32 protein-coding genes and 1 pseudogene are annotated in these 25,708 nt (G+C 53.8%); all 33 read left to right on the top strand.

Annotated features, from left to right (window positions below; translation table 11 throughout):
• Nucleotides 1-180 precede the first annotated feature (180 nt).
• The 33 genes and pseudogenes from IPG80_RS00545 to IPG80_RS00385 all read left to right on the top strand — a co-directional run bounded on the left by IPG80_RS00545 (nucleotide 181) and on the right by IPG80_RS00385 (nucleotide 25,704).
• The gene (locus tag IPG80_RS00545) at nucleotides 181-786 is read left to right on the top strand and encodes a transposase (RefSeq protein ID WP_345101539.1); all 606 of its coding nucleotides are present in this window, start codon (nucleotides 181-183) and stop codon (nucleotides 784-786) included.
• A 183-nt stretch (nucleotides 787-969) separates the two neighbouring features.
• Entirely contained in the window at nucleotides 970-1,896 is a 927-nt protein-coding gene (locus tag IPG80_RS00540) for a DUF1521 domain-containing protein (protein ID WP_345101537.1), read from the top strand.
• A gap of 162 nt (nucleotides 1,897-2,058) precedes the next feature.
• Nucleotides 2,059-2,265, top strand: coding sequence for a flagellar FlbD family protein (locus IPG80_RS00535; RefSeq protein ID WP_345101535.1), 207 nt, complete (start codon nucleotides 2,059-2,061; stop codon nucleotides 2,263-2,265).
• A 38-nt stretch (nucleotides 2,266-2,303) separates the two neighbouring features.
• The gene (locus IPG80_RS00530; protein ID WP_345101533.1) at nucleotides 2,304-3,125 is read left to right on the top strand and encodes a motility protein A; all 822 of its coding nucleotides are present in this window, start codon (nucleotides 2,304-2,306) and stop codon (nucleotides 3,123-3,125) included.
• A gap of 3 nt (nucleotides 3,126-3,128) precedes the next feature.
• Complete coding sequence (locus IPG80_RS00525; protein ID WP_345101531.1) at nucleotides 3,129-3,899, top strand: flagellar motor protein MotB; 771 nt, start codon at nucleotides 3,129-3,131, stop codon at nucleotides 3,897-3,899.
• A gap of 39 nt (nucleotides 3,900-3,938) precedes the next feature.
• A complete protein-coding gene (locus IPG80_RS00520) occupies nucleotides 3,939-4,544 on the top strand; it encodes a flagellar basal body-associated FliL family protein (protein ID WP_345101529.1) in 606 nt (201 codons plus the stop codon).
• Between the two features lie 2 nt (nucleotides 4,545-4,546).
• Nucleotides 4,547-5,590, top strand: coding sequence for a flagellar motor switch protein FliM (gene fliM, locus IPG80_RS00515; protein WP_345101527.1), 1,044 nt, complete (start codon nucleotides 4,547-4,549; stop codon nucleotides 5,588-5,590).
• A gap of 108 nt (nucleotides 5,591-5,698) precedes the next feature.
• Nucleotides 5,699-5,965 (top strand): annotated as a pseudogene (gene fliN, locus IPG80_RS00510) (flagellar motor switch protein FliN); the annotation flags it as partial.
• Nucleotides 5,962-6,477, top strand: coding sequence for a flagellar biosynthetic protein FliO (gene fliO / locus IPG80_RS00505; protein WP_345101525.1), 516 nt, complete (start codon nucleotides 5,962-5,964; stop codon nucleotides 6,475-6,477). The pseudogene fliN and the gene fliO, both read left to right, overlap by 4 nt.
• Before the next feature lie 7 nt (nucleotides 6,478-6,484).
• On the top strand, nucleotides 6,485-7,264 hold the full coding sequence (gene fliP, locus IPG80_RS00500; protein ID WP_345101523.1) for a flagellar type III secretion system pore protein FliP: 780 nt from the start codon (nucleotides 6,485-6,487) through the stop codon (nucleotides 7,262-7,264).
• Nucleotides 7,265-7,276: 12 nt separating this feature from the next.
• Complete coding sequence (fliQ, locus tag IPG80_RS00495) at nucleotides 7,277-7,546, top strand: flagellar biosynthesis protein FliQ (RefSeq protein ID WP_345101521.1); 270 nt, start codon at nucleotides 7,277-7,279, stop codon at nucleotides 7,544-7,546.
• Nucleotides 7,547-7,562: 16 nt separating this feature from the next.
• Nucleotides 7,563-8,408, top strand: coding sequence for an HDOD domain-containing protein (locus IPG80_RS00490; RefSeq protein ID WP_345101519.1), 846 nt, complete (start codon nucleotides 7,563-7,565; stop codon nucleotides 8,406-8,408).
• Between the two features lie 3 nt (nucleotides 8,409-8,411).
• On the top strand, nucleotides 8,412-8,807 hold the full coding sequence (locus IPG80_RS00485) for a response regulator (RefSeq protein WP_345101517.1): 396 nt from the start codon (nucleotides 8,412-8,414) through the stop codon (nucleotides 8,805-8,807).
• Between the two features lie 27 nt (nucleotides 8,808-8,834).
• Nucleotides 8,835-9,959, top strand: coding sequence for a hybrid sensor histidine kinase/response regulator (locus IPG80_RS00480; protein ID WP_345101515.1), 1,125 nt, complete (start codon nucleotides 8,835-8,837; stop codon nucleotides 9,957-9,959).
• Between the two features lie 159 nt (nucleotides 9,960-10,118).
• Complete coding sequence (gene fliR / locus IPG80_RS00475) at nucleotides 10,119-10,877, top strand: flagellar biosynthetic protein FliR (protein WP_345101513.1); 759 nt, start codon at nucleotides 10,119-10,121, stop codon at nucleotides 10,875-10,877.
• A 9-nt stretch (nucleotides 10,878-10,886) separates the two neighbouring features.
• Complete coding sequence (gene flhB / locus IPG80_RS00470) at nucleotides 10,887-11,969, top strand: flagellar biosynthesis protein FlhB (protein ID WP_345101511.1); 1,083 nt, start codon at nucleotides 10,887-10,889, stop codon at nucleotides 11,967-11,969.
• A 13-nt stretch (nucleotides 11,970-11,982) separates the two neighbouring features.
• The gene (locus IPG80_RS00465) at nucleotides 11,983-12,510 is read left to right on the top strand and encodes an FHIPEP family type III secretion protein (RefSeq protein WP_345101509.1); all 528 of its coding nucleotides are present in this window, start codon (nucleotides 11,983-11,985) and stop codon (nucleotides 12,508-12,510) included.
• Nucleotides 12,452-14,080: a flagellar biosynthesis protein FlhA gene (locus IPG80_RS00460; protein ID WP_345101507.1), complete on the top strand. Its 1,629-nt coding sequence runs from the start codon at nucleotides 12,452-12,454 to the stop codon at nucleotides 14,078-14,080. The genes IPG80_RS00465 and IPG80_RS00460 overlap by 59 nt, the downstream gene beginning before the upstream one ends.
• A 22-nt stretch (nucleotides 14,081-14,102) precedes the next feature.
• Complete coding sequence (locus IPG80_RS00455; protein WP_345101505.1) at nucleotides 14,103-15,290, top strand: hypothetical protein; 1,188 nt, start codon at nucleotides 14,103-14,105, stop codon at nucleotides 15,288-15,290.
• 15 nt (nucleotides 15,291-15,305) lie between these two features.
• Nucleotides 15,306-15,695, top strand: coding sequence for a hypothetical protein (locus IPG80_RS00450; protein WP_345101503.1), 390 nt, complete (start codon nucleotides 15,306-15,308; stop codon nucleotides 15,693-15,695).
• Between the two features lie 12 nt (nucleotides 15,696-15,707).
• Nucleotides 15,708-16,460 carry a FliA/WhiG family RNA polymerase sigma factor gene (locus tag IPG80_RS00445; protein WP_345101501.1) on the top strand — a complete coding sequence of 251 codons (753 nt, stop codon included), beginning with the start codon at nucleotides 15,708-15,710 and terminating at the stop codon, nucleotides 16,458-16,460.
• On the top strand, nucleotides 16,453-16,848 hold the full coding sequence (locus IPG80_RS00440) for a hypothetical protein (protein ID WP_345101499.1): 396 nt from the start codon (nucleotides 16,453-16,455) through the stop codon (nucleotides 16,846-16,848). Before IPG80_RS00445 ends, IPG80_RS00440 begins: the two co-directional genes overlap by 8 nt.
• A 12-nt stretch (nucleotides 16,849-16,860) precedes the next feature.
• Nucleotides 16,861-17,619, top strand: coding sequence for a flagellar hook-basal body protein (locus tag IPG80_RS00435; RefSeq protein WP_345101497.1), 759 nt, complete (start codon nucleotides 16,861-16,863; stop codon nucleotides 17,617-17,619).
• A gap of 9 nt (nucleotides 17,620-17,628) precedes the next feature.
• Nucleotides 17,629-18,372, top strand: coding sequence for a flagellar hook basal-body protein (locus tag IPG80_RS00430; RefSeq protein WP_345101495.1), 744 nt, complete (start codon nucleotides 17,629-17,631; stop codon nucleotides 18,370-18,372).
• 65 nt (nucleotides 18,373-18,437) lie between these two features.
• Entirely contained in the window at nucleotides 18,438-18,734 is a 297-nt protein-coding gene (flgM, locus tag IPG80_RS00425; protein WP_345101493.1) for a flagellar biosynthesis anti-sigma factor FlgM, read from the top strand.
• A 22-nt stretch (nucleotides 18,735-18,756) separates the two neighbouring features.
• Nucleotides 18,757-19,278, top strand: coding sequence for a flagellar protein FlgN (locus IPG80_RS00420; RefSeq protein WP_345101491.1), 522 nt, complete (start codon nucleotides 18,757-18,759; stop codon nucleotides 19,276-19,278).
• A 9-nt stretch (nucleotides 19,279-19,287) separates the two neighbouring features.
• Nucleotides 19,288-20,688 carry a flagellar hook-associated protein FlgK gene (flgK, locus tag IPG80_RS00415; protein WP_345101489.1) on the top strand — a complete coding sequence of 467 codons (1,401 nt, stop codon included), beginning with the start codon at nucleotides 19,288-19,290 and terminating at the stop codon, nucleotides 20,686-20,688.
• 14 nt (nucleotides 20,689-20,702) lie between these two features.
• Entirely contained in the window at nucleotides 20,703-21,659 is a 957-nt protein-coding gene (locus tag IPG80_RS00410) for a hypothetical protein (protein WP_345101487.1), read from the top strand.
• A 23-nt stretch (nucleotides 21,660-21,682) separates the two neighbouring features.
• Nucleotides 21,683-21,973 (top strand): carbon storage regulator CsrA, encoded by a 291-nt coding sequence (csrA, locus tag IPG80_RS00405; protein WP_345101485.1) that lies wholly within the window; start codon nucleotides 21,683-21,685, stop codon nucleotides 21,971-21,973.
• A gap of 165 nt (nucleotides 21,974-22,138) precedes the next feature.
• Entirely contained in the window at nucleotides 22,139-24,202 is a 2,064-nt protein-coding gene (locus tag IPG80_RS00400) for a chemotaxis protein CheA (protein WP_345101483.1), read from the top strand.
• 15 nt (nucleotides 24,203-24,217) lie between these two features.
• Complete coding sequence (locus tag IPG80_RS00395; protein WP_345101481.1) at nucleotides 24,218-24,835, top strand: chemotaxis protein CheC; 618 nt, start codon at nucleotides 24,218-24,220, stop codon at nucleotides 24,833-24,835.
• Nucleotides 24,832-25,329, top strand: coding sequence for a chemotaxis protein CheD (locus IPG80_RS00390; protein ID WP_345101479.1), 498 nt, complete (start codon nucleotides 24,832-24,834; stop codon nucleotides 25,327-25,329). The genes IPG80_RS00395 and IPG80_RS00390 overlap by 4 nt, the downstream gene beginning before the upstream one ends.
• Before the next feature lie 18 nt (nucleotides 25,330-25,347).
• On the top strand, nucleotides 25,348-25,704 hold the full coding sequence (locus IPG80_RS00385; protein WP_345101477.1) for a response regulator: 357 nt from the start codon (nucleotides 25,348-25,350) through the stop codon (nucleotides 25,702-25,704).
• Nucleotides 25,705-25,708: the final 4 nt, after the last annotated feature.

Raw genomic sequence — 25,708 nt, 5'->3', positions numbered from 1 at the left:
GCGTGATGTAAGTTATTTTATGGAAATCGCAGGATTCCATAATAAAAATAGAGGGAAGAAGTCGTTAAAAAGCCATGAATTTAAACGTAAAAAATTCACCTGCTTTTTACGCGGTAAATTAAGGAAAAGACTATACTAGGGGTTGTCGGACAACCTTTCCGTCCACGATTCGAGGTATTTGTGAACTCATTCGAATACTCATCCACTGACACAGACCAATTGGAAGTTGAACCTGGGAATACAGAGACCGTATCCCCTGAACCTCTGCCCATTTCTGTTTCTGTGGTCATTCCCCAAGCCACTCCTGCTCTGAGCCCGGTCGTTGAAGAGGAAAAGCCGGTCAACACGGACCTGCCCACGGCAGCCCCGCCCGTTGAGGTTGAATCGTTTCCGCAGATTACGAACGAGCTGACCTACTCCTGCCTGCTGCTTCCCCGATTTAGCGATCACTATCTCTCTGGTGATGTCGTTAAAGACCTGGAGATTTGGTTGAAGGAAGTCTGCATCTCTTATGGGTGGCGGCTAAATTCCATCACTATTCGCCCCGGGTATCTTCACTGGCTGGTCACCGTTCCCATCACTGCAAATCCAGCAAAGGTCATCAAGGTCACCTGCCAGCAAACTTCACAAAAGATCTTCGAGTACTATCCGCGGTTCAAGCGGAAGAACCTGTCTCTCGACTTTTGGGCTCCAGGTTTCTCGGTTGTTCCGGGCAGCGCGCCCCACACCATGGAAACCATCAACAATTTCATTTTGCAGATCCGCCGTCAACAGGGAATCTTTTAAGTAGAGTCTGCCTGAACTGAGTTAATGTAAATTTAATTGCAACCTCGCCCCCGTTCGGGGGCGATTCGCTTTTGGGGATTTCATAAAAATGCAAACCGGGTGGGAGATCTTCATCCAGCCCTCAAGTTTTTCTTTTTTCTGTCGATGCTTGTATTGGAGTGAAAAGATTCTCCGGAGGCAGTTATGAGCGCGATCGCATCGACCGAAATGTCCAACCTGATGGCAGCCCATCGTCTGATGGAAATGGCAAGGGATTCTGAAGCGCGCCGCAAGGGGAAAAATGTAGACGGCAAATCTGCACTGGACTACATGGAAGAAGATCAGGCATTGATCAGCGATTCTGCCAAGGATGCCCAAAAGCAGGAGAGCGCTCCCCTGCCGCCGATCGAGAATGTCAATATCCGTCTTGCCGACCTGCATGAAAAAAGATCGGGGCAGACCCGCCAGACACAAGTGGTCGTTCAGGAAGAACAAAGCGTTGAGATCGAGATGGAATTCAGCTATCGTCCCAACACACCCATCGAAGGTCTGGTGGTTCATAACCAACGCTACGCTGAGTCAGACCGTTATCTTTTCAAGTTCGCCGATGGATCGACCTTTACCATCCTCGATAAATGGAGCAACAAAAGTACGACCGTTTGGGGTGACCCGCATGTGGATGTGAGCGATCTGGAAGGCAGCAACGACGGAGATTTCAAAGATCTGAAAGCGAGCGACGATGTCACCACTTTCATGCTGAGCGATGGCACCCGCGTCACCTTCAAAGCCAAGGATGCAGGGATCATCGAACAGGTGGATATCTTCAAAGGGTCGCAGCATGTTCGCGGCTTGGGGCAGGCTTCTGAAGACTTTTCGCCTGAGAGCGGCTTGTTCTCCACGACCGTGTACCTGGATGGTGAAACCCGGGCAAGCTCAACGCCCCTGGGAGATGTGGTCCGCGCTGGCGGCGATGGAAATGACTGGTTTGATACGAGCAACAAACTCGTTTGGGGAAAAACGACCGGTCCCGTTGTCACCCAGCGACCGCCCGCCACCATGGAATTTTTCTACAAGCAGACCATCTCACAATCGGTCTCCATTCTGGCGCAAAAACTGGCAAGAGACGCCTGATCTGCGTTTTTAGCCTTTTCAATTAAAAATCGGGGGAATTCGCGTTGGCTAAATATTTTTAGCCAATATTTATATTCCTTTCACGGCCTCTTTACATGAGAACCCCCGGGGGTATGCTAAATTTACTCCGACAAAACCCCCGTCCTGCTTAAGGAACAACCCGTGATCATTCTCACCCGTCCAAATGGCAAAACCTTCTTTATTAATCCGGAATTGATCCAGACCGTGGAAGCAACTCCAGACACGGTCGTTACCCTGATCAATAGCAAGAAGCTGATCGTCATGGATACGCCAGAGCAGATCGCAGAGCGCTTCATCGAATATCGCAGAAAGACTCTGGTCCCTTTTGATCTTCAAAAGATGGATTAACGGAAACCACGCAGGCACAGGAAATTCAGGAGTACTTTATGGATATTGCAACGATTGTAGGTCTGGTATTGGCGATCACCGCGATCATGACCGCGCTGATCCTGGATGGCGGCTCGCCCGCTGAACTGTTTGCCGCTCCTGCCGCGATCATCCTCATCTTCGGCGGATCCATCGGAGCGACGGTCATCACCTCCCCATTGAAGGTCGGGCTCAAGTTGCCTGTGTACATCATGCAGGCCTTCAAGACCAACAAGTTCAACACAAAGGCAGATATTGAACTCCTCACAAAGCTGGCAGACAAGGCCCGCCGTGAAGGGCTTCTTGCTTTGGAAGAAGACAGCAGAAAACTGACGGACAAATTCCTCAAAAAGGGACTCATGATGGTGGTGGACGGCGTGGAACCTGAACAGGTATCTGCGATCCTTGAAAACACCGTGGACCAGATGCGCACCCGTCACAAGCAAGGCATTGGCTTCTTCACCGCGGCAGGCGCGTTCGCCCCCACCTTCGGCATCATCGGTACGGTCATGGGTCTGATCAGCGTGTTGAAACAATTAGACAATCCTGCTGCGCTAGGCGAAGCAATCGCTTCCGCCTTTTTGGCGACTCTGTGGGGTCTGCTCACCGCGAACCTGATCTACCTCCCAGTGGCTGGAAAACTCAAGGCTAAGAGTGAAGAAGAAGCCCATAACCGTTACATGCAGTTGGAAGGGATCGTATCCATTCAAGCGGGCGAAAATCCGCGCGTCGTACGTGACAAGCTCATGGCTTATCTGCCTCCATCTGAGAACAAAGGCGACGCGGATGCCAAGGCTGAAGGCAAGGCTCCGGCCGGAAATGCCGGAAGGGCACAGGCTTAACCCATGGCACACCGCAAAGAAGAACATGAAGAGCATCATGATGAGCGTTGGCTCGTCAGCTATGCCGACTTCATCACCCTGCTGATGGTGCTTTTCGTGGTGCTGTACTCGATGGGTCAGGTCAATGTTGAGAAATACAAGCAGCTCGCCGAGAGCATGCGGACAGCATTCTCAGTTGGCGGCGCTTCGCAAGTCGTGGACAGCCAGATCAACCAAGCCGGAGGCACAAGCGAAGACGGAACCTCCAAGCCGATCGTTGTTCCCGGCATCCCTGAAGGTCCCACTCAATCGGAAGAAGTCGCCGGGCAATTGACCGCCATGCTCTCATCGCAGAACCTCGGAAACCAGGTGAGCGTGCAGACCAACATCGAAGGCGTATTGATCTCGCTCAGCGAGAAGCTGGTATTCGCGAACGATCAATCGGATCTGCCTCCTGACTCCTTGCAGGTACTCAATACCATTGTGGATATGCTGCGCCCGATCGACAACAAAGTCCGCATCGTCGGGCATACGAATAACATACCATCCACAAATCCGCTTTACCCGAGCAACTGGGAACTCTCACTGGCACGCGCCACCTCGGTCGCGAAATATTTGATCGGCTCCGGCATTGCCCCTGAGCGATTGATCATCTCGGGGCAGGGTGAATACGCGCCGGTCTTCCCGAACGATTCAGACGAGCATAGAAATCTCAACGCCCGGGTTGAGATCATCATTGTCTACAAAGTTGAAAGTGAGATCATCAACCTTTCTTCTCCGGGCATTATTCCATAACCCCAAAACAGGGAACCGGAAATTTTTGGAGCACAGCTTATGTTAGATAAAATCCTGAAAGTTCTCAACGTAATCACTCAAGTTATTTTGATGATCACCGCGATCCTCTCGCTGGTCACCGCTTATGTCGTCTTTGCGCCAGATGAACTTCCCAAACCGTTCCGGCTGGTCTACGATTACGAAACCGCGTTCACCACGCCTGAAGCGCACGTCGCCACCGAAGCCCCGGCAGCAGAAGCGGAAGCAACCACGCATGAAGCAGCCGCCGCAGCCGAGGAATTCAAACCTGGCGATGGCATCATGCTCAACATGTCCACCAAGATCATCAACCTGATGGACCCCGGCGGACGGAAGTACATCCGAGTGACCGTGGTGGTGGAATTTGCGCCAGACGAACCGGAATATGAATCCCTGCCCGAAGAGGAAAAGAACGCGTACCTGACCGAGTTCAACAACAAGCTCAACTCACGGCTTCCCATCATGGACGATACGGTCATCACCCTGCTCTCCACAAAGACCTACGAGGAGCTTTACACCGCCGAAGGCAAGGAAAAATTACGCCTGGAGATCCAGGAAATTCTTGCGCAGAAAATGCCCGACCTGCATATCATTTCGATCTACTTTACAGAATTTGTGGTCCAGTAGCCATGTTAGCTCAATCAGAAATTGACGCCCTGTTATCCGGAGCCATTAACTTCGACCAGAAAGCCGGCGAAGATAATGTGAACGTATCTGAGAAGTTAAACCCATCAGGAGAATCTGCAGGGCTGGACGGCAAACGTGAAAAGAAGGTGCAGCCTTATAACTTCTGGTCGCCGGCGCGCTTCTCGAAGGATCAAATGCGCGCGGTGGAATTGGTGCATGAAGACCTGAGCGAACGCCTCACCACATCTCTGCCCACTTTCCTGCGAACCAACGTCCGCCCGCGTCTTGTCCACATTGAACAGGGACGCTTTCACGATTTCATCAAGGACTTCCCTGCCAACACATTGTTCCACTTGATCTCGCTGGCTCCCCTGCCGGGACACATGGTGTTGACCATGAGCCTCAACGTCAGTTACCTGATCCTGGAGCAGCGCCTGGGCGGAAAGATCGAAGGACGTTTCACCGAGCGGGCATTGACAGAGATCGACCAATCGCTGCTGCGAGGCATGGTGGAACATATGCTGGGCGATATGAAAGGCGCATGGAGCAAGGTCGCTTCGCTTGAGCCTTCATTGGAAGACAGCACGATCAACCAGCACTGGGTGCAGATGATGATGGGCAATGAAAGGGTTTTGCTCCTAACCCTTGAGCTCAACATTCAAGGCATCACCGGCACCATGAGCATCGTCATTCCTTTCAACACGCTGAAGCCCATCACCGAAGTGCTCAACCCGCACATCTGGATCGCGGGACGCAAGGAACATCAACAAGACCCGGTGGCGCGCCAGATGGCGATCCAATCGACCTTGAGAGCCATTGTTCCCGTCACCGTCATTCTCGGCTCCGTGGACCTTTCCCTGCAGGAGTTAATGGGACTCTCGATCGGCGATGTGATCGAACTGGATACCAGCATAGACAGCCCGCTGGTCATCAAAGTGGCAAATAAAAAACAGTTCTATGGGCGGGTTGGGAAATCCCGCAAACGACTCGGAGTGCAGATCACCCGTGTCTATCGTGAAAATGAAGAAAATCCGCAAGGTTATTGATAAGGAAAAAATCTAATGGACGATATCATTACCGAAACCCAGGAAAAGCCCGTTGGCAAGACGACCGAAGCCATCGCCGAAAAGCAGCCTTCAGCCCCGGCCGGCTCCCCCAGCGAATCGAACATTGACCTTCTGCTGGATGTCACCCTGCGTGTGACCGTTGAACTCGGGCGCACGCGCATGAAGCTGGCGCAGATCCTCGAGCTGCAGCACGGCTCTGTGGTGGAATTGGATCGACTCGCCGGCGACCCCGTGGATATCTTCGTCAACGACCGGATCGTGGCGCGCGGCGAAGTGGTGGTGGTCGATGACAAATTCGGCGTCCGCATCACCGAAATGGTCTCACCCAATCATGAGAAGGCTTCGCTTCTATGAACCAGGTCCTGGCCGGCATCCGAAAGTGGATCGATAACAGCAGCAGCAAGCAAAAGCTCACGGCGGGGTTAACCGTGATCGGGGTGCTTGCCACCGCGGCTCTCATGAGCATGGGAGGCACCTCGGGTGTTGCTCAAGACCCTCTCGGCTCGACCACTTTCTATTTCATCAGCGCGTTCGTCAAGCTGATGGTGGTGCTCCTGCTCATTGTCGGCAGTGCTCTGATCTTCCGCCGCTGGCTGCAAACAGGCTCCAGTGGAAAGCCCGCCCGGCAAATGCGCTTGGTGGAGACCATTCGGCTTTCTCCCAAGCAAGCCATTCATCTGGTGGTGATCGGCGAGCAAAAACTGTTGATCGGCGCCACTGACCAGAACGTCGCTTTGATCTCCCCCATCGAAGACAACCTCTCTCCTGTTCTCGCAGAAGAAAACCAGCCCCAGCCGATCCTGGATTTTGGGTCCATGTTCCGGTCCTTTAATCTCCCGGCTGAAAACGCGCAAGCCAAGGAATAAGCTCACCATGAAAGCACCATCGCTCCCCAAACGCCGCAACCTGAAAAAAAGATATTTCATCATCCTGGCCATGCTTCTGGGATTGTTCCTCAGCAGCTGCTCGGCCGTGCCCGGCGTCTCATTGACCGTGGATGGGCAGGCTCCCGAACCCAAGCAGGTGACTTCGGGTGTGCAGCTGCTTGTGCTCATGACCGTGCTCTCGCTCGCGCCCACGGTGCTGATCCTTGCCACGTCCTTCACCCGCATCGTGATCGTGCTTTCAATGGTACGCAACGCCATCGGCACCCCCACGGTACCGCCCAATCAGGTCATCATCGGCTTATCTCTGCTGCTGACCTTCTTTATCATGGCGCCGGTGTACAAACAAATGGATGAAACCGCCATTCAGCCGTACCTGAACGAACAGATGGATCAGGCGACAGCACTGAAAGCGGCGCAGCTTCCGATCCGTGAGTTCATGTTCAAGCAGACCCGTGAAAAGGATATTCAATTATTCATCGATCTTGGGAATGAAGCTCAGCCCTCCACCCTTGAAGATATTCCCTCTGTGTCCCTCTTCCCGGCCTTTGTCATTAGTGAGTTGAGGACCGCTTTCGCCATGGGCTTCGTGATCTACATTCCCTTTCTGGTGATCGACCTTGTTGTATCAAGCATTCTGCTGTCGCTGGGTATGATGATGCTTCCGCCGTCTCTTGTCTCTCTGCCCTTCAAGTTGCTGCTGTTCGTGATGGTGGATGGCTGGTATCTGCTCGTGCAAAGCCTTGTGCTCAGTTTTGCCGGCGGCTAGTGAGGAATCACAATGACCGAAACCTATGTACTCACCCTTGGACAAAATGCGATCGTCATGTCGCTCATTCTTGCCGGACCGATCCTGTTGATCAGCCTGATCGTCGGCAGCCTTGTCAGCCTAGTGCAAGCCGCGACCCAGATCAACGAATCTACATTGATCTTTATTCCAAAGCTGATCGGCATTATTCTTATTTTGCTGCTTCTTGGGTCATGGATGTTGCAGCACGCGATGACCTTTACCCACTCGCTATTCATCAGCCTGCCCAGCCTCGTCCACTAAACGAACGAAGGATATCATGCCCATTCGTGTTGAAGAAATCATTCGATCTGTTTCAAGGCTAAAACCCATGCCTTCCAACGTCTCCCAGATCCTCAGGGAGGTGGATAAGCCGAATGTGACGATCGAGTCTTTGGCCGGGATGATCGGGCTCGATCAGGTGTTGACCGCTCTGGTCTTGCAAACCTCGAACTCGGTCTCCTTGGGATACGCCCGCACCTGCTCTTCCCTCACCGAAGCCATCATGCACATCGGTCTGCGCAGACTCAAATCCACACTGATGACCTCCTCTGCCACAAGCCTGATGGGGCGCGGATTGAGCGGTTATCAACTGGGCGCTGGCGAACTATGGCATCATTCGTTGATGGTGGGAGTCACTTCCGAATGGCTGTCTCAAGCCCTGCGGTATCAAGACTCGGAACAAGCCTACGTGGCCGGACTGTTACACGATATCGGCAAACTGCTGCTCGATCAGGCAGTGCTTTCCAATTACGCCGGCATCGCAGATTATGTTCAAAGGTATCATTTGCAACTTTGGCAGGTCGAAGAAAAGCTGATCGGCATTGACCACGCCCGGGTGGGCGGGTTGATCGCGGAACACTGGAACTTCCCTGTCACCCTTGTGGATGCGATCCAATTCCATCACGCGCCGTCTCTGGCCCGCATCAATCAACGCCTGCCTGCCATTGTAAACCTGGCGAACTCATTCTCTGAAGATTATCAGGTCAACCGCTCCGAACTTCTAAGCTTCCAAGCCCATCCTGAATCTTTGACCATTCTAAAACTGACCCCACAAGACGTTGCCAATCTTAAGGTTAAAATGAAAGCATCTGGCATCTTCCCCAACTTTGCGAAAGCCGAATAACCCATGAAACGCGAAAACCTATCCGTCCTGATCCTTGAGCCCAACGCCTTGCAATGTGATCTCATTAAACTTGCATTGATCCGCCACCGTATGAATCCGATCATCTGCGACCAGCCCCTCGCGCTGCGAGAGAGGTTGATGGAGAATACGCCGGATGTCTTGTTGATCGATACACATCTTCCCGGGTGGAACGGGCTCGATCTGATCGAACAGTTAAATTCCGAGGTCCTGCTCAGCCGGACAAAGGTCTTTTTCATTTCTTCCCTGGCTTTCCCCGAAGTTGTGCATAAAGCGGCTAAAATGGGGGCTGCCGGATTCCTCGTGAAGCCGCTGGACCCCGACCTGCTTGTCTCTCGCATTCACACCAGTTTCAAATCGGCCAGCGGATATTTTCAATAGCAAAATCCAAAATTTTAGGGTCCACCCATGCCTGAAACCGCCAAACCAACCCTCAAAAAAAAGATGCTCCTGATCGATGACGATCCCAAATTATTGATCGGGCTTAAAGCCGTCATGGCTCGCAAAGGGTATGAAGTCATTTCTGCCGCCAATGGGAATGAAGGCATTCAACTGGCAAAGGATATTCACCCAGACATTATCATTTGCGACGTCATGATGCCTCCCCCCAATGGGTTTCAGGTGAAAAACATGATGCTGGGTGATGAAGCCACAGCAGACGTTCCCTTTATTTTTTTAACCGCGCGCACGCTCGGCGCAGATAAGATCGCCGGTCTGCAGCAAGGTGCAGATGATTATGTGACCAAGCCGTTTAACATCGATGAGTTGACCTCGCGGGTCGAAGCCATCTTGCGCCGGAACGACATCGGATACCGCCACGGTCAGCGGGATATGGAAGCCGCGCTTGAAAAGATGCGACACAGCATCTCGGCCAATCTGGGACATGAATTCCGCACCCCGCTCACGGTCATCCTTGCAAACATGGAAATGGCCATGCGGGAGAAATTTAAAGGGTCAACCGAAAACCTCGATTGGTATCTCGAAAGCAGTTTAAGCAGCGCTCAAAAGCTATCCTCCCTGGTGGAAGACATGATCATATTGAACGATATAGATCAAGGCGGGATCACCCCGCTGACAAACCCCGCCGGTCTGGACGTGGATGTAGAGGATTACATCCGGCATATTTGCGCACAGTATGAGCATAAAAAACTTAACATCCTAATGTCCATTGAGAGCGGGCTGACAACCTACCTTCCGCAAGAAGCCTGTCTGAAAGCCATTTCACATTTGGTGGATAACGCCTGCAAGTTCAGCCCGGAAGGCGCAAAGGTAATGATCGCCATACGAAAGCACGGGCTGGGCGGCTGCAGCCTGACCGTGGAAAACGAGGGGTCCTTCATCCCAAGGGAACTGCGCGAAAAAGTATTCGATCGGTACTTCCAGGTAGACCAGGGAGATTCCCGCGCCTACAATGGACTCGGGGTCGGGCTGACGATCGCCCGCGCGGTGGCCAGAGCCTGCCGCGGCGATGTGAATATCCTTGATTCGGAGTCCGGCTGCAAGGTCCGCATGACCCTGCCCTCCTTCAAATAAACTCAATAAATTAAGCCCCAAAAAGCGGGCTGGAACGATATTTTTGCACCTGGCGCACAAACGGGGAAATTTACGCCATCTTTAGTTTTGCTTCACCCCTCATTTACGGACATAAAAAGAGGCTTCTAGTATTATCGCCTCAAGGATACGTGACTTTCTATGACTATTTCTGTTGCCCAGGCGCAGTTGTTCTTTTTGGCCTTCACCCGCATCATGGCCATCATTATTCACGTGCCTGTGTTCGGCGGGCAAGCCATTCCGTCACAGGTCCGTATTGGTCTGGGACTGATATTCGCCTTCGTACTGATCCCATGGCAGCCGCTCTCACCAGAAGCCGTTGCGATCGGGACTTTTACGTTTGGGCTGGCCATTGGCAAAGAGATCCTCATCGGAACGATCATCGGCTTTGCCGCCGACCTGGCCTTTGGGGCGATCCAGATCGCCGGCTCGGCCATGGGAATGGGAAGCGGTTTTGAATCCAGCCGCATCTTCAACCCCTCGCTCGGAGATTCAGGCTCGGCTTTCGACCAGATCTTCGTGATGACCGCCACCATGATCTTCCTTGTCATCAACGGGCATCACCTCGTGCTGATCGCCATTCAAAACACCTTTGAAGTGGTCCCACTGAACGGAAGCCTGCCCTTCGATGGAATGCAATCCCTTTTGAAAGCTACAAGCATTTTTATCGCCGCGGGCATCCACATGGCCATGCCCGTTATTGCCGCGCTCATCCTGACCGATCTCACTCTTGGCTTGCTGGCAAGGGTCGCTCCGCAGGTGCAAGTCTATTTCTTGGGACTTCCCGTCAAAGTCGTTGTGGCATTGATCGCCATGGGAATGACCTTCGCCGCCATCCTCCCGTATCTGTCATCCCTTTTCAAGAACATGGCAGAAAGCATGATCGCGTTCGTGAACTGACGAGACCCCATGACGGATAAGACCGAAGCCCCAACCCCCCATCGGCTGCAGGAAGCCCGCGAAGAAGGACAAGTTGTCCGCAGTCAGGAATTGATCACTGCGGTTGTGATCCTTTCTGGGGCCTACCTGCTGCGCGGACCCGGCAAACAATTGGCTATGAACTTTGAAGCCGTGATCGTGGAAACCATTGCAAAACTCCCCACCGTGGAAGTGACCGTTGAATCACTGCGCGGAATGGTCTTCAACTTTGGGTCTGCCATTCTGCCGACCTTGATCTTGATCATGGTCGGGCTGATGCTGGCGGGAGCGGTCACCACCCTCGGGCAGACCGAATTCTTGTGGGCCGGAAAAAAGATCGGGTTCGACGCGAAACGCATCAACCCGCTCGAAGGCTTCAAGCGGATCTTCTCCACTCACGGGCTGATCGAACTGCTGCGGTCACTCCTGAAGATCGGCTGGGTCTCCTGGGTGGCATACAGTTTTCTACGCTCGCGGTTTTTACAGCTCGCCTCGCTCACCCAGTTTGACTTCAAGACCTCAGTGGATACGTTCGTGGAAATTTGCGGCTCGCTCAGCGTCCGTGTCGGCAGCATGTACCTGGTCATCGCGGTCGCAGATTATGCCTATCAACGCTGGGATTTGTACAAGAACCTGCGCATGAGCAAGGACGATATCAAACAGGAAATGAAACGCTCCGAGGGCGACCCGATGTTGAAGAGCCGCATCCGCAGCATGCAGCGCCGAATGGCGCGCGGGCGAATGATGGCTAACGTCCCCAAGGCCACCGTGGTCGTGACCAACCCGACCCACCTTGCGATCGCCATTGAATATCACGAAGGTATGAAAGCGCCGAAGGTCCTTGCCAAGGGACCGTATCACGTTGCTGAGAAGATCGTGAAGATCGCGAAGGAGAATCGCATCCCCGTGGTGCAAAATATCCCGCTCGCGCGCGCCATCTACAAGACCATCGACATTGGTCAGGAGATCTCCTCGGACCTGTATCTGGCGATGGCCGAAGTGCTGGCTTACGTTTACAAACTACGCGGCAAAGCAGCCTTTACGCCCAAGACCGCATCCGCTCAACACTCATAACTGGATATAGCGAATGACCACAAACACAATTGCCCCCGCTCAAAATCCGATCGTCGCTGCTCTGCAAAATTTGCTGCGCTCGAAAGATATCGTCATGGCGGTCAGCCTGGTCGTTCTGGTCGGCATGCTGCTCATCCCATTGCCCGCCTTCCTCGTGGACCTGGCCGTGGCCATGAGCATCGCCGCTTCGATTGGCATCGTGTTGTTGACAATGTTCATCAAGCAACCAATGGAGTTCTCGGTCTTCCCCACCGTGCTCCTTCTGATTACCCTCTTCCGCCTGGGCATCAATGTTTCGGTCAGCCGCCTGATCCTCTTGAGCGGTGAAGCGGGACAGATTATCAACACCTTTGGCAATCTCATCGTCGGCGGAAATTATGTGGTCGGCGTGGTCATCTTCCTGATCCTGATGATCATTCAGTTCGTTGTCATCAACAGCGGCGCCGGACGTGTGGCAGAAGTAGCCGCCCGCTTCACATTGGATGCGATGCCCGGCAAACAAATGGCCCATCGACGCAGACCTCAACGCGGGACTCATTGACGAGAACCAGGCCCGCCAGCGCCGCAAATTCATCGAATCAGAAGCGGACTTCTACGGCGCGATGGACGGTGCGAGCAAGTTCGTGCGCGGTGACGGCATAGCCGCCATCATCATCATGCTGGTCAATATCATCGGCGGTTTTGTGATCGGTGTGCTGCAGCGCGGCATGGACCTGACCACCGCCCTGCAAACCTACGTTCTGCTTACCATCGGTGCGGGCTTGGCGATCCAGATCCCTTCGCTGCTGGTCTCCGCCGCCGCCGGTCTCATCGTCACCCGGTCCACTTCCGAGTCCTCTCTTGGCACCGAAGTCTCGGGGCAGATCTCGAACTTTAATGTGCTGGCCGTTGGCGCGGGTGTGGTCGGGCTGATGACCCTCGTACCCGGGCTCCCCACCCTGCCATTTGTACTCGTGAGCTTTGGTCTGGGAGCCGCAGCCTTTTTTGTCAATCGTGAGCAGGCACAAGAAGTTGCAGCCCAGGAGACCACCTCTCTGCTGCCCACCCGCCCGGCCGAACCAGAAACTCCCGAACAGATGCTGGAATTGGTGGTGGTGGACCCGATCGAACTGGAGATCGGCTACAGCCTGATCCCGATCATCGATGAAGACAATCAGGATAACCTCCTGCGGCGCATCACCAGCATCCGCCGCCAACTGATGAGTGAAATGGGCTTCATCCTTCCTGTGGTGCGCATCCGCGATAACCTGCGCCTGCCGCCGCAATCGTACCGCATCAAGGTCCGCGGGCAGGAAGTTGCCGCCAGCGAGATCATGCTCGACCGTGTAATGGCCATCCCCGGCTCAGACGCCGAAGATCCGCTTCAGGGCATTCCCACCTCAGAGCCTGCTTTCGGTCTTCCCGCCATTTGGATCGGCAGCAACGAACAGAATCTAGCCGAGTCAAAAGGTTACACCGTTGTGACCCCGCTCTCGGTCATCTGCACCCACCTGACCGAAGTCGTGCGCGGCAACGCTTCAGAATTGCTCAGCCGCCAGCTCGTGCAGGAAATGATCAACCAGCTTCGACAAAAGGCTCCCGCCTCGGTGGAAGGGGTCACTCCTGAACTCCTCAACCTGGGAGAAATTCAGAGCGTGCTTCGCAACCTGCTTCGTGAACGAGTTCCCATCCGCGACCTGAGCGGAATTTTGGAAGTGCTCGCCAACAACGCCACCATGACCCGCGACCCGCATATTCTGGCTGAGGCCGTGCGCCAGAGCATGGCACAGACCATTTCCGGTCAATACAAGGACGAAGCGAACACCCTGCATGTCTTCACTCTCGCGCCGCAATTGGAAACCACCCTGCGCGCATCGCTCATCAACTCTGAAGGCAGCCCCGGCTTTGGCATTGATGCCGGCATGGCGCAAAAGATCCTGCTCAAGACCGGCGAGCAAATGGAAGCTCTCGCGCAGCTTGGTCACTTCCCAATTCTCATCTGTCCGCGTGAACTGCGGCTCGCATTTCGGCGACTGGTGGATCAATCGCTTTCCAATTTGATCGTCATGGCATTTTCCGAAGTCGGGCATGGTACAAAAGTCAAAGCGCATGGCATGGTCAAACTCGATTAACGACACCGCATAAGAGGTTTACATGATCACGAAAACTTTCAAATCCGAATCAACCATTCAAACCCTGCAGTTGGTGCAGCAGGAACTTGGCGCAGATGCCATTGTGGTTTCCATGCGCGAAGTGCCAGCGGGCCCGATCTGGAATCCGTGGAAGAAGTCGGCGGTTGAAGTGGTGGCGGTCTCACCGAACGATGAACCTCAGGTGCGCAAGCCCCAGCCTCCAATGCAGATGCCTCCGTCTCTGGAAGTTGCCGAAGAAATTCCCGAGATCGAGTGGGATATCCCGGCCAAGAAGAAAACTGCGAAGCTGCCTCCGCCCATCAAATTGAATCTGAACCCGCTTTCGGGTCAACCCGCCCCGGTGACTGAAACCGTCCGAATGACAGAACCAACCGCCCCGTCGAATGACCGCTACTCTCCTCCGGCGCTGAAGAAGATCCAACAACAGTTGACCCAACAGGGCGTTGAGTCTTCGCTCATCGAGCGTCTGATGGAACTTTCAGCCGAGACTCTCAGCCCCTCCACTCTCGCAGATGTTGAAGCCAGCAAGCGGTCGATCGTGCAATTAATGGGCGCGGAGCTTCGAGTGCAAAAAGGAGCGGGGGCGTTTGTGTCGAACAATGTGGTGGCTGTGGTGGGCGCAAGCGGAAGCGGCAAGACCAGCGTGATCGCCAAGCTGGCTTTGTTCTTCAGGCAGGGACTGCACAAGTCGGTCACCTGGGTCTGCGCGGATACCGTCCGCACCGGCGCGATCGCCGAAGCGAAAGCCTACACCTCTGCTTTGGGTCTGGACCTGAAACTGGTTTACACGCCGCAGGATCTGAAAGAAGTTTTTAACGGCGAGCAGGCGAACGATCTGTTTCTGGTGGATACCCCGGGATACAACCCCTGCAACGAAAAACAGATGATCGAGCTTGGCGCTTTGATTTCGGAGATGCCTTCACGCTGCACCTATCTGGTGGCTCCCGCCACCACCAAGGAAGCCGATCTTCATCAACTCTCGGCATCGCTTGGGGTCTTCAACATTGACGGGCTGATCATCACCAAACTGGATGAGACCTACACCTTCGGCGGCATCTATAACTTTGCGCGCAAGAGCAATACTCCTTTGGCCTACTTTACCAGCGGCAGGGAAACCTCCCGCAACCTTGAAACCGCTGACCCGATGCGGCTTGTCTCTGCCTTGTTCGGCAAAGAGTGGAACAAGTAAAAAAGAGAGGGTCCCGTGGCTGAAAACGAACTCCCTCTCGAACGACAGGATCCCGCCAAGAATGCCAAAAAGGCAAAGAAGGTGGAGAAACCCAAAGCCAAAAAGGAAAAGAACACAGCGCACGCGCCGCTGCTGGTGGAATTTACCGTCACGCTTTCGGTCGTCATTCTGGTCATTGTGTTCTTCACGATCGTCAGCGTTTCGCTGGTAACCGGAACAAGCCTGATCGATTTCGTGGTCCGCACCAGCATTTCCCTGCTGATCCTGGGCGGGCTGCTCTTTTTGATCGCGCATCAGGTTGCATCTGGCATGAAACCTTCAAGGGAAGTGAAGAAACCTGTGGAACCAGTTGAACCCAAAGAAACCAAGGAATTGGAAGCCCCCGCATTGTCAGAGGTGAAATAAAAGATCATGGTCATGCAGATTGAATCAACAGGTATTTTAGAGGAGTTCTTTGCGAACCGTTCTCCCGAACTTCGGGAAAAACTGGTCTTGCAATCGGTTCCGCTTGTACATTACCTGTTGGGACGAATGGGCATTACCCAGGAAAAAGGAAGCGACTACGAAGACCTTGCCCATCAAGGACTGATGGGGTTGATCGAAGCGGTAGACCACTATGACCCGAAGTTCAACACAAAGTTCAGCACCTACGCGAGCCTGCGCATCCGCGGCAAGGTAATGGACTACCTTCGCACCACCGATTGGATGCCGCGCTCAGCCCGCAAACGCTCACGGATGATCCAGAAGTCCATTACCACGCTTTGGTCTGAGAATTTCCGCGAGCCCACCGAGGGCGAGATCGCAGAGCATCTCGGAACCAACGTGGAGGATGTGCAGCAGGGATTGGCAGACACGAACCGTGTGCTGGTCTCACTGGATATGATGATGGAAGGCGACCAGGGCGAGAGCGATGTGCCGCTTCATGAAAAATATGGCGACGAACACCAAGCCAACCCGCTCGACATTCTCGAAGAAAAGGACATGGCCAACGAAATGATGAACGCCATCCATGATCTGGATGAGCGCGAGCAGTTGGTACTCTCCCTGTATTACAACGATGAGTTAACCTTCAAGGAGATCGGCAAAGTTTTGGATATCACCGAGTCGCGTGTCTGCCAGCTGCACGCCCGCGCACTCGTCTCACTGAAAGCGATCATGAAGCATGAATAACATTCCAAAAGTATCCCTCGAAGATTCCCTGTACGTGCTTCAACTGGCACGCGAGACTGCGTTGGCTCAGAACCGCCAAACGCAGGCAAAGCGCATGACCCCGCTGGTCGAGGAAATGCGCGGACTGGTAGCCAACCCGCCGCAAACCACCACCCCGCCCTCCACTGGCGTAATGGGACAGTCCGATTTCAAAACCCTCCTCAGCATTTCACAGGAGAAAGCAGGACAGCCGACCCAGGGCACCGATTCGATCACATCTGTGCTAGAACGAAACCGGCTGATCGGCGCAATGTCTGAAGCCAACATGTCAGATGTGGACATCGCCCGCCAGTTCAGCATGAGCCGCGAAGAAGTGCAGCTGGTATTGAGTTTTCAGAAGAACAGGTAAGGAGACGCCATCATGATCAAAGGACTTTATTCCGCAGTTTCAGCCATGGTAATGAATGCCACCCGTCAGCAGGTGCTCAGCCATAACATTTCCAATGTGCAGACCCCCGGCTTCAAGCAGATCCTCACCACAGCCACCGGCTTCATGCAGGACCAGGCCGCCTACTCCAATGGAAACTTGCAAGCCAGCCCGATCGAGTATGTTGGTAACATGGGTCTCGGCACACAGATCGGTCAGGAATTCGTGGATTACGGACAAGGCGCCATGCAGAACACCGGCAACTCATTGGATTTTGCCCTGCAGGGCAACGGCTTCTTCACGGTCAAAACCCCTGACGGCAACCGCTACACCCGCGACGGACGCTTTCTACGGGACGCAGATAACACCCTCGTCACCGTGGATGGATTTCAAGTCCTCGATGATGCGGGGCAGCCGATCGAACTTCCCGATGGAGAGGTCTCTGTTTCTTTGGAGGGAATTCTCAGCGTGAATGGCACCGAAGTTGCAACCCTCGGCATTGGCATCTTTGACGACCCCGAAGCGGAATTGCAGCACACCGAAGGCAACCTGTTCACAGGTCCCGCCGCTTCGACCGGTGAAGGGGTAACGCAGGTGGTTCAAGGCTATCTAGAATCATCCAATGCCAACGTCTCACAATTGATGACCCAGTTGGTGGAAGTGGGGCGCTCATACGAAGCGGCGCAAAAGCTGGTTCAAAATCAAGACGAACTGCTGGGCAGAACCATTGCCTCCCTCGGCAGGATCGGATAAGGAGTTCTCATGCCGTCTTATCTTTTTCACACGCTCAACATTTCCCGTCAGGATATCCTCAGCCACATGGTTGACCTGGATGTGACCAGCAGCAATCTTGCAAATGTCAATACAGCCGGCTACAAGGCCACCCGCTCCAACTTTCAAGAAATGCTCAACGAACAATTGAAGGAAGGCACCCTGATGAGCAGCACTCAAATGCTGACCACTCAAGGCACTTTGAAGACCTCATCCAGCGCGCTCGATTGGGCGATACAGGGCGAGGGATATTTTAGCCTCACCCTGCCCGATGGGACGATCGGCTACACGCGCGACGGTCGCTTTGCACTTGATGCAGACCGAAATCTCGTCAATGCCAATGGCTACCCGCTCGTTTGGGATGGTGAGATCGCCGAAGGTATGACCAACATAAACATCACCGCCAACGGCACGGTCACCGCCGTGGACGCAGAAGGAGCCACCGTCGAAGCGGGGACTGTCCAACTCACCCGCTTCACCAACCCCAGCGGATTAACCGACAACGGCAGCAATATCCTGCTTGAATCTGATGTTTCAGGCGCGGCACAAACCGGCGACGCCGGCTCGGAGAATTTTGGCACCATCAGCGGCTACAAGATCGAGAATTCCAACGTGGATCTCGGTCAGGAATTGACCCGCCTGATCGCCCTTCAGCGCAACCTGACCATGTCGCTTAAGGCCTTCCAGCAGACCGACACGATGATCTCAGAGGCAATTAACCTTCGCAAGGCTTAATGTTTTCAGGAAAATAGCCGATAATGGTATTGTGAGTCCATTTACCTTGCAGGAGAACCCTACCCATGAAAATCGAACCTACTGGAATTCAACCGCTTTCCACAAAACCCACCGAAAACACCAGCCCCGTTGAGAGAAGGGAAGAGCTCAACGAGACCGAGTCGACTCTTGGCGGGCAGGATAAAGTGGAAATGTCTGAAAATGCGCGTTTACTGGCTAAAGCCCGCGCCGCTCTCGGAAACACCGAAGAAGTGGAGAACGAGCGGCTTGCCCTGCTCAAACAGCAGGTGCAAAGCGGCGATTACTCCATTCAGATCGGCGAACTCGCCCGAAAACTGCTATCGAAAATGTTTCCCAAGTAATTAGGTTTCAAGGACTCCTGCGATGGTAAATCAAGATGAATTCACAAAAAACAAATATGAACTGGAACAGGTTCTTGTGATGCTCTTTCGAGCGTTGCAGGAAATGCTGACACTTTCAAAAAAGGAGCGGGTATCTCTGCTGAACGAACCCGATCAGATCCTGCAGATCGTGGAGGACAAGGAAGTTCTACTCGATAAGATCAGCGTGCTCGAAGACAAATGCAGGCAGGTCGTTCAGGGGCTTTCACTCTCGCTCGGCATTCACCTCGAGCAGACTTCCATTCAGGCGCTTCTGCCCCACTTAAAACCTGAAGATGCAAGACGCATCAAGAATCTGACCGATGGCATTTATACGATCACCAGCCAGGCGCGCGAATTGAACCATGCCAGTCAGGCGCTTGCCATCACAAAATTGGATTGGCTCAAAGCCACGCAATCCTTCCTCATCGATATTTTTCAACCCGAGGCCGGGTACCGCTCTCCCAAAGATGGGATCAAGCATCAGGAACCCGTGGCAGGTCTCGGCGTGGAAAGACGCGCATAGGATTTTCACATGCCAACCATTTCCTCCGGAATCACCACAGCACTTCAGGCAGTCCTGGCTCATTCGCAGGTTCTGGAAATCACCGAACACAACATTGCCAACGCCAGCACGCCGGGCTATCGCCGACAGGCTGCACTGCTCACGGCTGAAACACCAAATTCGATCAGCGGCGCGGAATACCGCACAGGTGCCGGGCAGCACGGCAACGGCGTCACCGTTGACCGGATCGAGCGTTTTAGTGTTTCGTTCTTCGACAGGCGCTACCGCGCCGTTTCGTCCGAAGCCGGAAATTGGGAGGCGCAAAGCGGCATTCTCTCGCAATTGGAATCAGCACTGGCTGAAATTTCAGATGACGGCGTGATCCCGAAACTCGATCAATTCTGGTCGGGATGGGAAGCGCTTTCAAACGACCCCACCAACAACAGCCTGCGTTCGATCTTGTTGGACGATGCGAACACACTCGCAACCGGCATCAACCGCCGCGCTGCTCAGATCAACCAGATGCGCACTGACCAAAACCTGACGGTCTTTGGGCAGGTGGAAGAGGTCAACTCGCTGGCAAGTCAGATCGCCCAGTTGAACGAAAATATTGCGCGGGTCATCTCGGTCGGTGAACAACCCAACGACCTGCTCGACAAGCGCGACCTGGCTCTCGACCGTCTCGCAAAAATCACCGGCGCGGTTTCAACAGACCAAAAGAACGGCGAGACTCTGGTTACGATCGGGGGACATGTTTTGGTGGTCGGGCACGACACCTTCAAACTGGAGACACGTACCAACCCGGTAGACACCAGCGTAGTGGATGTGCATTGGAGCGACGGACAGAAACTTGACCCGCCTAGCGGAGAACTGAAAGGTACCTTGGACGCGCGCGATGGCACACTGGTGAATCAGTTGGGCGGGTTGAGCACCCTGGCCAATGGGTTGATCACTCAAGTCAATACCTTCCATCAGACCGGTTACGGCTTGAACAACGCCACCAACATTCCATTCTTCAACGGCACCGATGCCATGAGCATTTCGGTTAATCCGCTGTTGGATGCCGCGAGCATCGCCACATCCAGCGCAGCCAACCAGATCGGGAATAACACCATCGCCCTGCAGATCGCCGGGCTGAAATCGGTCAAAGGGATGAAGGGCGGCACAGCCACCCTGAACGAGTTCTACAATTCCCAGGTCACTGAGCTGGGAGTTCTCACCAACCGGGCAACAAACAATTCCTATCAGCATGGGCTGATCGTCCAGGCTTTGGGAAACCAACGCGAATCGGTGTCTGGAGTTTCTCTGGACGAAGAAGCCGCGAACATGGCAAAGGCACAGAAGGCATATCAAGCCGCCGCTCGAGTGATGACCGCGTACGACGACCTGCTCGATCTGGTCATCAACCGCATGGGGCGGGTCGGGCTTTAGCCTGAGGAGATAAAATGAGAATCACACACATGATGGCCACGGAGAACGCCATTAAGAACATGGCAGATAATCTGGAAAGAGTAAGTAAATTGCAGGGCAAGCTCTCCACCGGAAAACAATTTCAGGCGGCATCTGAAGACCCCACAAATGCATCTGCAAGTTTAAGTTTGCGCTCGCATCTGCAAACCCTTGAGTCCTACTCAAGCACCGCAGAAAACACCCGAAATTGGATGACCACCAGTGACAGCGCTTTTGAAAAACTGGAGCAGGTAGCCAACCGCGCGAACAACCTTGTCCTGCGTGGACTCAACGATTCGCTCTCGGGAAATGAGCGGGCCAGTTCGCTGGCCGCCGAGATGCGAACCCTGGTCGATGAAGCGGTCGAGATCGGCAATACTTCGGTCAACGGGCAATATATCTTCTCTGGTTATCAGGTGAATCAAAAATCCTTTGTGTTGAGCAATGCCGCCGCTCCCCTGCTGGACTTTCAAGGCAACCCATTTACACCCAAGACGGTGGCCTACACTGGAGACACCGGCAACATGCAGCGCAACCTCGGACCCGATCAAGCGGTGACCTTGAACGTGCGCGGCGATCAGGCGATTTTGGGCTTTTTGCAAAACCTGATCCTGGCCACGAACGCCCTGACCCAGAACAACATCACCGATACAGGGAACCCGGCCACCGACCCATTAACTTTGCAATCCGTGCTAACGGGATTAAAATCTTCACTTGAGACGCTCGACCAATACCGCACCTCCAATGGCGCAAGGATGCGGCAGGTCGAATCGGCGGCGAACTTCCTTGAGTCGGTCAAACTGGAGACGAAGAGCCTGCTCTCCGAAAAGGAAGATGCCAACATGGCGGAAGGCATAGCCCTGCTGGCAAATCAACAGACCACTTATGAAGCCGTTCTGGAAGTCAGCCAGCGCGCGATCTCAGCCCTCAGTCTCTTCGATTATTTGCGCTAACCCCCATTCGATCGGAGCCATCCATGCTGGTCATCTCTCGCAAGATCAACGAAAGCATCACCATCGGTGACAACATCGTAGTCACCATTCTTGACATTGAAGGCGATCGTATCAAGATCGGCATCGACGCCCCGCGCGAGTTGACGATTCTGCGGCATGAGGTCTTTCAGGCTGTAAAATCACAGGAAAAGATCCAGGAATTACTGGCAGAAGACAAAAAGTCTGAAAAACTTGAACAATTGCGGAAACTACTGGCAGAAGAAACCGTGGATGTGGCGGTGGAAGAGCCCTCCACGAGCGAAAATCCGGTTTAGACAACATTTTGAAAAACGCCCCCTTTCAGCGGGGCGTTTTTTATTTTTGCAGAATTAATTTATTTATCCGTTTTTTGGTTTCTCTTTACGGCAGGTTTACAGTCAAAAGGAGGGTGGTGTGTTAACTTTGGCGGTGAGATAGTAGAGAATTCACGGGACCCGTCTATGGAAATCATTTTTGATATCAACGAAGAAGAATTGCCGATCTTTTTGGCGGAAGTCGATGAACATTTGCAAGCCTTGGATGACAGCCTGATCCGTCTTGAGCGCGGCGAGGCCGACCCTGAGCTTCTGCAAATCGTTTTTCGGGCCGCCCATACCATTAAGGGCATGTCTGGCATGATCGGTCATCAACGCATGACAGACCTGACCCACGCAATGGAAACAGTGCTGGACGGTGTCCGCAAGAATACCATTCAGATCAACAGCCGATTGATCAATGTCTGTCTGGACGCCGTGGATCACCTCCGTATGCTGCGGAACGAGGTCAGCGAATCGCAGACATGCGATGTGGATATGAACGACATCGTCATCGCGCTGAAGGATTTGATCGGCGCTGATGAGAAAGCCCCGGCTGCAGGTCAGGTGTCGAATCAGCAGCAAGCCGCAGTGGATAGCAGCGCGAACTTGAAGGTCGATGCTCCCAAAGGCACATTCCATGTGCGGGCGAAGATCGATATCAAGAGCATGGCATCTGCCGCGCGCGCATTCCAGCTCATGATGGCGCTGCAGGATGTGGGCGAAATTCAAGAAATGAAACCCACCCAGGCCGAGATCGAGTCTTCGACCGCCATTGAAGATTTCTCGGCGGTGGTACGCAGCGAGCAGGATTTTGAAGAGATCCGCTCGGCGCTCATGAGGATCTCGGGGGTGAATGAGATCTACATCAACGGCAAGTCTGTGCTTGCAGATGAAGCAGAGGCTTCAGTCCCTGAACCTCAAGCGGAGCAGGCTGAAAGCCCCGCAGCCACCCCCGCCGCGGGAAAACAATCTGCGTGGGCAAAAGATATCTCGGGTGAAAGACGGGCTCATAATCCGTTCGGCAGGCGCAACACAGATATGACGATCCGCATGAACGTGGAACGGCTCGACAATCTTGTGAACCTGGTCGGGGAATTGATCACAGACCGCAATCACTTAAAACAGATCCACAGCCGCCTGACCCGCATGAACAGCAATTACGACAAGATCTCAGAGACCATCCTGCACCTTGGGCGCATCACAGACGAACTTCAGGAAGAAGTCATGCACATCCGCATGCTTCCGCTTTCAAGCGTCTTTGGGAAGTTCCCGCGCATGGTACACGATATGTCTCGCAAGGTCGGCAAGAAGATCGATATCGTCATCCGCGGCGAAAAAACCGAAATGGACAGATCCATGCTCGAGGAGATCAATGACCCGTTGATCCATCTTGTGCGGAACTCGGTGGATCATGGAGTCGAATCTCCAAGTGACCGCCTTGCGGCTGGCAAACCTGAGCGCGGCACGATCACTCTCACAGCCCGCCACGAACAGGGGCGCATCATTCTGACCGTCGAAGATGACGGCGGCGGGATCAATGCCGCCAAGCTGCGAGCAAGCGCCGTGGAAAAAGGGATGATCACCCCGGAGGAAGCCGCTCTCTTAACTGAGGAACAATCGGTTGACCTGATGTTCATGGCGGGACTTTCCACCGCTCAAAAGGTGACGGATATTTCCGGGCGCGGCGTTGGGTTGGATATCGTGAACAACAATATTCAACGCATCAACGGCTCGATCAGCGTGGAAACTCATCTTGGGCGCGGCACATCTTTCATCATCACCCTGCCGCTCACCCTGGCGATCGTCCCCTCCCTGCTGGTCAAGGTCAGGCAGACCACTTTCGCGATCCCGCTGGTCATGATCACCGAGACCTTCCTGCTCAAGAAAAGCGAGATCAAATACGTGTACCAAAAACCGGTCACCATGCTGAGAGAAAGCGTGCTGTCACTGGTGAAGATCTCTGAGGTCTTTTCTCTGCCAAAGATCGAAGCCGGCACGCAAGACACCTTTGCAGTGGTGGTGCAATCTGGCAAGCAGCGCATCGGGCTGGTGGTGGATGAACTTGTAGGCGAAGAAGATGTGGTGGTGAAACCGCTCGGCGCTTTCATCGGAGATATCCCCGGCATTTCAAGCGCAGCCATCCTCGGTGAAGGTCAGGTGGCCTTGATCGTGGATGTGTTCGGTCTGTTCAAATTAGCCGGAATCTAAACCAAGGAAAAATTTATGATAAAGGATACAGCACAGTTCGATCAGGAACTAATGAAAATGCTGACGACCATTACAGGTGAAGGCATAAAGAACGCGGCGGTCGGATTCTCAGGGATGGTGGGACGCAGCATCGAAGTCAGCAACCCAAAACTGGAATTGATCCCGCTGTTGAACATTCCCAAGATCGTGGGCGGGTTGGAAGATGATGCCGTGGGCGTGTACCTGCGCTTTGAAGGCGACATGGTCGGGCAGATCATGATGATCATCCCCTACACCAAGGCACTCGAACTGGCGGACCTGTTGATGGGTGTGGATAAGGGCGTTACCAAAACCCTTGGCTCGGTCGAAAGATCGGCTCTGGGAGAGCTCGGGAATTTATGCACCTCCTTCTTTTTGAATTCCATTGCGAAATCGGTAAATGCGAGTTTCCGTCCCAGCCCGCCCGCCGTGATGGTGGATATGGTTGGCGCGATCCTCGATATTGTGGTGGCAACCGCGGGAGGCGTCAATGAACACGTTCTCCTGGTACACACTAACTTTATGGATGGTCCCCGTATAGTGGAAACGGACTTTTGGATCATTCCGGATATGAAAGCCCTCGGACAGTTATTACAAAAGAAGACCACTCCATGAACAATACGATCACTTTGGGCTTGGGCGAAAAAGCCATCAGCCGCGACCCGCAAGACATCCTCGTGGCCTATGGGTTGGGTTCCTGTTTGGGAATCTCCATGATCGATCCTGCCATTCACGTGGCGGGGTTGGTCCATGCAGTATTGCCAGAAAGCGTAAACGGCTCAGAAAAAGTGGACCCGGTCACAAGTTTCAAATATGTGGATTGGGGCATTGAGAACCTGCTGGCAGGAATGTTGAAGGAAGGGGCGAATAAAAGCCGCATCGTGGTTCGCATGGTCGGCGGCGCCAACATTCTTATCGCACCCGGACACACGAACACTTTCGATATCGGAACGCGGAATATCGAAAAAGCGCGCATCACCTTCCAGCGCTTGAACTTAAAGGTCGCCGCCGAAGAAGTGGGTGGAAACACCGGGCGGACCGTCCGCGTTTACGTCGCCGATAACCGCGTCACCGTGCGCGTCATCGGCGAAAAAGAACATGACATATAAAACTGAAGGAGTAACAGTATGGCAAAAGTATTGATCGTGGATGATGCAGAATTTCTGCGGGTGCGCCTGACCAAAATGCTCAGCACCGACGGCTACGAAGTCTTCCAGGCAGAGAACGGACTCAAGGCTGTTTCAAGCTACAAGGAACTCCACCCCGACATCGTGCTGATGGACGTCACCATGCCGGAAATGGACGGGCTGACGGCGCTCAAAGAGATCGTCGGGTTCGACCCCAAGGCGCGGGTCATCATGCTCACAGCGCTGGGGCAGGAATCTGTCGTGCTCGAAGCTGTCAAATCGGGCGCAAAGGATTTTGTTGTGAAGCCCTTCGAACAGGACCGCGTAATGAAGGCGATCACAAAGCTGCTGGCATAGAGCA

Source organism: Candidatus Villigracilis vicinus, assembly GCF_016702885.1.
GTDB classification, from domain to species: domain Bacteria; phylum Chloroflexota; class Anaerolineae; order Anaerolineales; family Villigracilaceae; genus Villigracilis; species Villigracilis vicinus.
The sequence above is the reverse complement of the archived record's forward strand: the minus strand, read 5'-3'. Positions and strand labels throughout refer to the sequence as shown.

Excerpts from the sequence above, each read along its gene's own strand:
- IPG80_RS00540 (WP_345101537.1), top strand. The coding sequence starts at position 970 with ATGAGCGCGATCGCATCGACCGAAATGTCCAACCTGATGGCAGCCCAT.
- IPG80_RS00530 (WP_345101533.1), top strand. The coding sequence starts at position 2,304 with ATGGATATTGCAACGATTGTAGGTCTGGTATTGGCGATCACCGCGATC.
- IPG80_RS00525 (WP_345101531.1), top strand. The coding sequence starts at position 3,129 with ATGGCACACCGCAAAGAAGAACATGAAGAGCATCATGATGAGCGTTGG.
- IPG80_RS00520 (WP_345101529.1), top strand. The coding sequence starts at position 3,939 with ATGTTAGATAAAATCCTGAAAGTTCTCAACGTAATCACTCAAGTTATT.
- fliM (WP_345101527.1), top strand. The coding sequence starts at position 4,547 with ATGTTAGCTCAATCAGAAATTGACGCCCTGTTATCCGGAGCCATTAAC.
- fliO (WP_345101525.1), top strand. The coding sequence starts at position 5,962 with ATGAACCAGGTCCTGGCCGGCATCCGAAAGTGGATCGATAACAGCAGC.
- fliP (WP_345101523.1), top strand. The coding sequence starts at position 6,485 with ATGAAAGCACCATCGCTCCCCAAACGCCGCAACCTGAAAAAAAGATAT.
- fliQ (WP_345101521.1), top strand. The coding sequence starts at position 7,277 with ATGACCGAAACCTATGTACTCACCCTTGGACAAAATGCGATCGTCATG.
- IPG80_RS00490 (WP_345101519.1), top strand. The coding sequence starts at position 7,563 with ATGCCCATTCGTGTTGAAGAAATCATTCGATCTGTTTCAAGGCTAAAA.
- IPG80_RS00485 (WP_345101517.1), top strand. The coding sequence starts at position 8,412 with ATGAAACGCGAAAACCTATCCGTCCTGATCCTTGAGCCCAACGCCTTG.
- IPG80_RS00480 (WP_345101515.1), top strand. The coding sequence starts at position 8,835 with ATGCCTGAAACCGCCAAACCAACCCTCAAAAAAAAGATGCTCCTGATC.
- fliR (WP_345101513.1), top strand. The coding sequence starts at position 10,119 with ATGACTATTTCTGTTGCCCAGGCGCAGTTGTTCTTTTTGGCCTTCACC.
- flhB (WP_345101511.1), top strand. The coding sequence starts at position 10,887 with ATGACGGATAAGACCGAAGCCCCAACCCCCCATCGGCTGCAGGAAGCC.
- IPG80_RS00465 (WP_345101509.1), top strand. The coding sequence starts at position 11,983 with ATGACCACAAACACAATTGCCCCCGCTCAAAATCCGATCGTCGCTGCT.
- IPG80_RS00460 (WP_345101507.1), top strand. The coding sequence starts at position 12,452 with ATGCGATGCCCGGCAAACAAATGGCCCATCGACGCAGACCTCAACGCG.
- IPG80_RS00455 (WP_345101505.1), top strand. The coding sequence starts at position 14,103 with ATGATCACGAAAACTTTCAAATCCGAATCAACCATTCAAACCCTGCAG.
- IPG80_RS00445 (WP_345101501.1), top strand. The coding sequence starts at position 15,708 with ATGCAGATTGAATCAACAGGTATTTTAGAGGAGTTCTTTGCGAACCGT.
- IPG80_RS00440 (WP_345101499.1), top strand. The coding sequence starts at position 16,453 with ATGAATAACATTCCAAAAGTATCCCTCGAAGATTCCCTGTACGTGCTT.
- IPG80_RS00435 (WP_345101497.1), top strand. The coding sequence starts at position 16,861 with ATGATCAAAGGACTTTATTCCGCAGTTTCAGCCATGGTAATGAATGCC.
- IPG80_RS00430 (WP_345101495.1), top strand. The coding sequence starts at position 17,629 with ATGCCGTCTTATCTTTTTCACACGCTCAACATTTCCCGTCAGGATATC.
- flgM (WP_345101493.1), top strand. The coding sequence starts at position 18,438 with ATGAAAATCGAACCTACTGGAATTCAACCGCTTTCCACAAAACCCACC.
- IPG80_RS00420 (WP_345101491.1), top strand. The coding sequence starts at position 18,757 with ATGGTAAATCAAGATGAATTCACAAAAAACAAATATGAACTGGAACAG.
- flgK (WP_345101489.1), top strand. The coding sequence starts at position 19,288 with ATGCCAACCATTTCCTCCGGAATCACCACAGCACTTCAGGCAGTCCTG.
- IPG80_RS00410 (WP_345101487.1), top strand. The coding sequence starts at position 20,703 with ATGAGAATCACACACATGATGGCCACGGAGAACGCCATTAAGAACATG.
- csrA (WP_345101485.1), top strand. The coding sequence starts at position 21,683 with ATGCTGGTCATCTCTCGCAAGATCAACGAAAGCATCACCATCGGTGAC.
- IPG80_RS00400 (WP_345101483.1), top strand. The coding sequence starts at position 22,139 with ATGGAAATCATTTTTGATATCAACGAAGAAGAATTGCCGATCTTTTTG.
- IPG80_RS00395 (WP_345101481.1), top strand. The coding sequence starts at position 24,218 with ATGATAAAGGATACAGCACAGTTCGATCAGGAACTAATGAAAATGCTG.
- IPG80_RS00390 (WP_345101479.1), top strand. The coding sequence starts at position 24,832 with ATGAACAATACGATCACTTTGGGCTTGGGCGAAAAAGCCATCAGCCGC.
- IPG80_RS00385 (WP_345101477.1), top strand. The coding sequence starts at position 25,348 with ATGGCAAAAGTATTGATCGTGGATGATGCAGAATTTCTGCGGGTGCGC.